The sequence below is a fragment of the Kitasatospora sp. NPDC093558 genome, from assembly GCF_040683475.1.
Lineage (GTDB): Bacteria > Actinomycetota > Actinomycetes > Streptomycetales > Streptomycetaceae > Kitasatospora.
The window spans coordinates 1-5609 of sequence record NZ_JBFBDY010000418.1 but is presented as its reverse complement, the minus strand read 5'-3'; the positions used below and the strand labels follow the sequence as shown (position 1 = coordinate 5609).

The window sequence follows — 5609 nt, the reverse complement described above, 5'->3', positions numbered from 1 at the left end:
GGTACCCGCTTGGTGTGCCACAAGGCGACAACGAGCAGGTGGCGCTGTCCACGAGAAGTCGCGGAGTCGCACAGCACTGGCAGGTAGCGGTTCCGCTCAGCCGGCAGTGAGGATGCGGCAGATGTCGCCCTCCGCGCAGGTGGCGGGGTCGGTTGCGGAGGCGGTGCGGGTCAGTTCGCGCAGCGTGTCGCGGGTCGCCTCCAGTTCGGCGATCCGGTGCTCGACGTCGGCGAGGTGCCGGTCGAGGAGCTCGGTGACGTGGACGCAGGGCGGGTGGCCGTCGTCGCGGATCGCCAGGACGTCGCGGATCTCGGCGAGGCTGAGGCCGGCCGCCTGGGCGGAGCGGATGAAACCCACCCGGGCCGGGGCGTGGGCCGGGTACTCGCGGTAGCCGCCCGAGGTGCGGGGCGGGTCCGCCAGCAGCCCGGCCTGCTCGTAGAAGCGCAGGGTCTTGGTGGTGGTGCCGGTGGCGGCGGCGAGGGCTCCGATGCGCATGCCTCCACGGTAGCCCTTGACCTTCCAGTGTGCTGGAAGGTCTACCGTGGGCCGCGTGACCTGGAGTGTCCGTGACCCGGAGGTGTCGCCGATGCGCGTGGAGATGCTGATCGTCCCGGACTGCCCGAACGGGCCGGTGCTCAAGGAGCGGCTGGTGCTCGCCCTCGCGGGCCGTACGGACGTGGAGGTCGCCGAGCACGTGGTCGACGACCAGGCGGAGGCCGAGCGCCGGGGCATGCACGGCTCGCCGACGCTGCTGGTGGACGGCCGCGACCCGTTCGCCGTCCCGGGCACGTCGGCCAGCGTGTCCTGCCGCCTGTATCGCGGAGCCGACGGCCGGGTCGGCGGAGCGCCCTCCGTCGAGGAGTTGCGGCGCGCGCTCGGCACTCCCGCCACTGGCGGTGCGGACCGGTCCGCCGGACGGGCAGGGCGGGGTCGCCTCGCTCCGGTCGAGGGCGGCCTGCGGGCGGTGCAGCAGGCCGTCCTGCGCTCCTTCGCCACCACCGGTGCCCCGCCGGGGCAGGCCGAGCTGGACCGGGCCGCCGAGCCCTTCGCCGTGCCGGCCGACCGGGTGCTCGCGGAACTGGCCGCCGAGGACTTCCTCACCCTGGACGACACCGGCCGAATCCAAGCCGCGTACCCGTTCTCCGTCACCCCCACCGAGCATGTCGTGCAGATCGCGGACGGGCCGACGGTGTGGTCGATGTGCGCGATCGACGCGCTCGGCATCCCGGTCATGCTGGGCGCCGACGCCGTCATCACCTCGGCCGACCCGGTCACCGGTGAGCCCGTCCGCGTGGAGTTCACCGACGGGACAGCCACGTGGCAGCCGGCCACCGCGGTGGTCTACTACGGCGCCCGCCCCGGCAACGGCCCGGCCGCCGCCCTGTGCTGCGGCTACCTGCGCTTCTTCACCGACCGTGACACCGCCGAGCAGTGGACCGGGAGGAACGCCGGCCTCAACGGCGCCGTCCTGGACCAGGCCGAGGCCGAGCGCCTCGGCGCGGACATCTTCGGACCGCTGCTGGCCGGACCAGCGCAGTGAGCCGGACCACCATGAGCCCTCCCCAACGCCGCGACCCGACCGCCCGGAGCGGGACGGCCGCCATGCTCGCGGCCGTCGCTGCCGCAGCCGTCGTCTGCTGCGCCGGTCCTGCCCTGATCGTCGCCGTGGCCTCGGGTGCGCTCGCCGCCTGGTTCGGCCACTGGTGGGTCATCACGCTCGCCGCGCTGGCGGCCGCCGGGGCAGCAGCATGGTGGCTGCGGCGCCGCCGGCGGTCCTGCCGCCCACCACGTCGGCCTCGGTGATGGGTCAGAGTTTCTGCAGGTACAGGAGCATGGAGTGGCGCCTCCGTCGACGGACGTCCCGTTGAGCGGCGCCAGCACCGGGGGTACAGCCTGTTCCGGGCGGCGATGAAGGACCTGCTGACGGTGCTGCCCGACCCCTACGGGGAACTGGCCGCCCGTTCGCCCGAGTTGGCCGAGGCACGGGGCTCCCTCCTGGAAGCCGACATCGTGGACGCCGAACGGCACGTCACCCTGGCTTACTCGATGGTGCATCTGCGCCGTTCCATCGCGCAGCGGCCCGAGGGCCCGGACAACGCCGTCGCCGAACTGCGGCTCATGCGCCATCGTCGCGCGGCCCAGTACGCTCCCCTGATCCGATTCGGGGACCACTACATCGCCGACGCCGTCGCCGCCCTGAGCCACCCCTGAGGTGTCAACGAAGTGGTGGAGCAGGCGGGCTGGATCAGAATCGGAACGTGCCGAGATCTCGCACCGTGTCGGCCAGGGCGCGGATGAGGTCGTTCTCGGATTCGGTCCGCCAGACCAGGGCGAAGGTCATGGTCGTCAAGTCGGGGATGGGAAGCCACCGGATGTTCGACATGCCCCAGTGCCTGGTGACATGGCCGGGGAAGCTGTGGATGATCTCGCCCATGCCGACCATGTTGATCAGCTCATCGGCGTTGTCCGCGGCTGCGATGCGCTCGATCGGCCGGCCTCGTGGGGTGTGGAAGGGCAGGTACGTGTCCTCCCAGTAGTCCGGCAAGCCGAGGGCGGTGCTGTGCGGGAAGTCGGCGAACAGCTCCAGTGGCACGGAGTCCCGTTCCGCGAGCCGGTGGTCGGCGGCCACGGCCAGGATCCGGGAGTCGGTGCACAGGGCCGGCCCGACGGTGAAGTCCGGCTCCTGCACAGGCAGCCAGGGGACGACGACGTCCATGGCACCGCTGCGGAGCTGGCCGAACACGTCGGTGAAGGTTGCCTGGCGGACCTGGAGTCCCCAGTGCGGGTACCGCCTGCGGAACTCCTTCCAGTAGGGGTGCAGATCCACGACGTTGAAGGGCAGCAGGCTGACGCGGAGCTGTGCGGTGATGCCACGGGCCGCCAGCCGGGCGCGCTCCAGGGATTCGTGCAGGCCCGTGTAGACCGGCCGCAGATCGTCGCGGAACTGCCGGCCGACCTCGGTCAGGTACACCGTGCGGCTGGTGCGGGTGAAGAGCTCGGCGCCGATGCGCCGCTCCTGCTTCTTGATGGCCTGACTCACGCGGGCCTGCGAGACGTGCAGCCGCTGTGCGGCCCGGCCGAAATGCAGCTCCTCGGCCAGGACCAGGAAGATCTCGATGTCCCGCAGCTCCACCGGCTCCCCGATCCTCCATCGATAACCCAGCGGTTATCGAACAGCGCCGAAGTTTACCTTGATCATCGTCGCGACTCGCACGAGGGTTGAGGGCATGCAATCCGACCGGCGCGACGCCATCGACCTGACCGTGGTGTGGGCGACGCACGACGCCCTGCGCCGGGAACTGGCCCACCTCGACCGGATCACCACCTCCGCGGACCGTGACCCCCAGCGTGTACTGGCCACCTCTGCCGGATGGAGGATGTTCAAGCAGGCCCTCCACGCCCACCACACCGCCGAGGACGACGCGCTGTGGCCCGCGCTGCGCCGAAACCTGGCCGGCCGCCCGAAGGAGCTGGCTCTCCTGGCGGCTCTGGAGGCCGAACACGTTGCCATCCGACCGGTGATCGAGGCCGTCGACGCTGCGCTGGCCGACCCACAGGCGGACCCACTGCGGCTGGGCGCCTTGACCGACGCGCTGGCCACCGGCCTGGCCGGACACCTCGAACACGAGGAGAACGGGGCCCTGCCGTTGGTCCAGCGGGCGTTGACGTCCGAGCAGTGGGGCCGATTCGGCCACGTCCATGCGCAGCGCATCGCCCGGGACGCGCCGGTCCTGCTGCCGTGGCTGCTGGACGGGGCCGACGAAGCGACGGTGGCGAAGCTGCTTGCCCCATTACCCCCCGCCACCCGCGCCGCCTGCACCGACGAGTGGCTGCCGGCCTATCTCGCTCTGGACCGCTGGAGTCCCGGCACCGCGAACTGACGCAGCACGGGTCCAGCAGGCGCACTCGACGTACGCTCAACGCACATCACGGGAGTTTTCTCTTGCCCGACCACCCCCACCTCGTTCAACTCGATCACGTCTCGGTCGCCGAGGCCGCCGCGTGGCATCAGGTCGTCGTCGCCTCGATGGCCCACGACCTGCCCGGAGTACCGCCGCCCGCCCCCGGGCAGATCCACGCCCGGCTCACCAAGCCCGCCCTGGACAGCCGCCGGTTGGCCTGGCTGGCCACCGGAGCGGACGGCGTCCCGGTCGCAGTCGCGGGGCTGCGGCTGTTCACCTCGCCGGGCCGAGATCACCTGGCCGAGCTGGAACTTCACGTCGACCCCGCACACCGGCGTCTGGGCACCGGCTCCCGCCTGCTGTCGGCTGCCGTGGCGGCCTGCCGCACCGAGAACCGGCGCAGCCTGGTCGTCGAAGCTCCGGCCGACAGCCCGGGAGAGGCCTTCTGCGCACGGTGGGGCTTCCGCCGGGTGCTGACCCTGGAACACCTGATCCTGCGCCTGGACCAGGCGAACGAGGGCTGGCTTCTGCAGTCCGACGGTGCCGAGTACGCCTACCGGCTGACCGGATGGACCGGAACGGTGCCCGACGGCCTCGCCGACGCCTTCGCCACGGCCAAGAACGCGATGAACGACATGCCCCTCGGAGACCTGGACTACGGCAACGAGGCGTGGGACGCCGACCGCGTCCGCGCCATGGCCACGGTGGTCGCCGACCGCGGAGACACCCTGCTGACCGTCGCCGCCGTCCACGACGACGGCACCATGGCCGGCTACACCGAGATCGTCCTGCCCCACGGCTGCCCGACGCGCGCCCAGCAGTACGACACGGCGGTCGTGCCCGAGCACCGAGGGCACGGCCTCGGGCTGTGGGTCAAGGCCGCCATGGTGCGCCGGCTGCGCGCCGAGCACCCGGGCGTCGTCGAGATCGAGACGGACAACGCCGGCGACAACGTCCACATGCTGGCGGTCAACCACGCCCTGGGCTTCCGCTCCTACCGGCGCACGCACGAATTCCAACTCGACGTGCCCGCAACCTGACCCGCAACCGCCCTCAGCAGAGAACGGACAGTCCATGCGCAAGCTGACCTATTTCGTCGCCACCACTCTCGATGGCTTCATCGCGGGCCCGGACGGTGATGACCCCACCGGGCCGAACGGCTTCTGGCCCATAACGGAGGACTACATCCAGCACCTCGTGGCCGAGTACCCGGAGACGCTGCCCGTCCAGGCCCGACAGGCACTGTCCGTCACGGCAGAGGGCACGCACTTCGACACCGTGCTCGAGGGGCGGCGCAGCTACGAGATCGGTCTCGCGGCCGGCCTCACCGACGCCTACCCCCACCTGCGTCACCTGGTGTTCTCCCGAACCCTGACCGAGAGCCCGGACCCGGCCGTCGAACTGGTCGCCGACGACCCGGTGGCGACCGTGCGCGAGCTCAAGCAGCAGGACGGCAAGGACATCTGGCTGGTCGGCGGCGCCGAGCTCGCGGGTGCCCTGTACGGCGAGATCGACACGCTGATCCTCAAGGTCGGCCCGCTGACCATCGGCGACGGGCTCCCGCTCTTCTCCCACAAGGCTGTCTTCGACCCGCGCACCTGGACACTCGCAGACCACACGGTTCTAAAGAGCGGTGCGGTGTTCCTCACCTACACGCGCGTCAGCAGCTGAGTGATCCCGGGCGGGCGGCGCTGGTGGCACGACCCT

At 71.3% G+C, this 5609-nt stretch carries 8 protein-coding genes; 6 read left to right on the top strand and 2 right to left on the bottom strand.

Annotation, left to right across the window (positions count from 1 at the left end):
• Positions 1-96: 96 nt before the first annotated feature.
• The gene (locus AB0O00_RS27945; protein WP_363656335.1) at positions 97-495 is read right to left on the bottom strand and encodes a MerR family DNA-binding protein; all 399 of its coding nucleotides are present in this window, start codon (positions 493-495) and stop codon (positions 97-99) included.
• 55 nt (positions 496-550) lie between these two features.
• Between AB0O00_RS27945 and AB0O00_RS27940 the strand changes: the two genes are divergently transcribed.
• The 3 genes from AB0O00_RS27940 (at position 551) to AB0O00_RS27930 (ending at position 2211) form a co-directional block, all read left to right on the top strand.
• Positions 551-1540 (top strand): alkylmercury lyase family protein, encoded by a 990-nt coding sequence (locus AB0O00_RS27940; RefSeq protein WP_363656333.1) that lies wholly within the window; start codon positions 551-553, stop codon positions 1538-1540.
• 11 nt (positions 1541-1551) lie between these two features.
• On the top strand, positions 1552-1803 hold the full coding sequence (locus AB0O00_RS27935; protein ID WP_363656332.1) for a mercury transporter: 252 nt from the start codon (positions 1552-1554) through the stop codon (positions 1801-1803).
• A 105-nt stretch (positions 1804-1908) separates the two neighbouring features.
• The gene (locus AB0O00_RS27930; protein WP_363656330.1) at positions 1909-2211 is read left to right on the top strand and encodes a hypothetical protein; all 303 of its coding nucleotides are present in this window, start codon (positions 1909-1911) and stop codon (positions 2209-2211) included.
• A 34-nt stretch (positions 2212-2245) separates the two neighbouring features.
• Here the strand turns inward: AB0O00_RS27930 and AB0O00_RS27925 are convergent, their stop codons facing one another.
• A complete protein-coding gene (locus AB0O00_RS27925) occupies positions 2246-3133 on the bottom strand; it encodes a LysR family transcriptional regulator (protein ID WP_363656328.1) in 888 nt (295 codons plus the stop codon).
• A 94-nt stretch (positions 3134-3227) separates the two neighbouring features.
• Between AB0O00_RS27925 and AB0O00_RS27920 the strand changes: the two genes are divergently transcribed.
• From AB0O00_RS27920 to AB0O00_RS27910, 3 genes are all read left to right on the top strand, one after another.
• Positions 3228-3881 (top strand): hemerythrin domain-containing protein, encoded by a 654-nt coding sequence (locus AB0O00_RS27920; RefSeq protein ID WP_363656326.1) that lies wholly within the window; start codon positions 3228-3230, stop codon positions 3879-3881.
• A gap of 62 nt (positions 3882-3943) precedes the next feature.
• Positions 3944-4942 (top strand): GNAT family N-acetyltransferase, encoded by a 999-nt coding sequence (locus AB0O00_RS27915; RefSeq protein ID WP_363656324.1) that lies wholly within the window; start codon positions 3944-3946, stop codon positions 4940-4942.
• A gap of 34 nt (positions 4943-4976) precedes the next feature.
• Positions 4977-5573 carry a dihydrofolate reductase family protein gene (locus AB0O00_RS27910; RefSeq protein ID WP_363656322.1) on the top strand — a complete coding sequence of 199 codons (597 nt, stop codon included), beginning with the start codon at positions 4977-4979 and terminating at the stop codon, positions 5571-5573.
• The last annotated feature ends 36 nt before the right edge of the window (positions 5574-5609 follow it).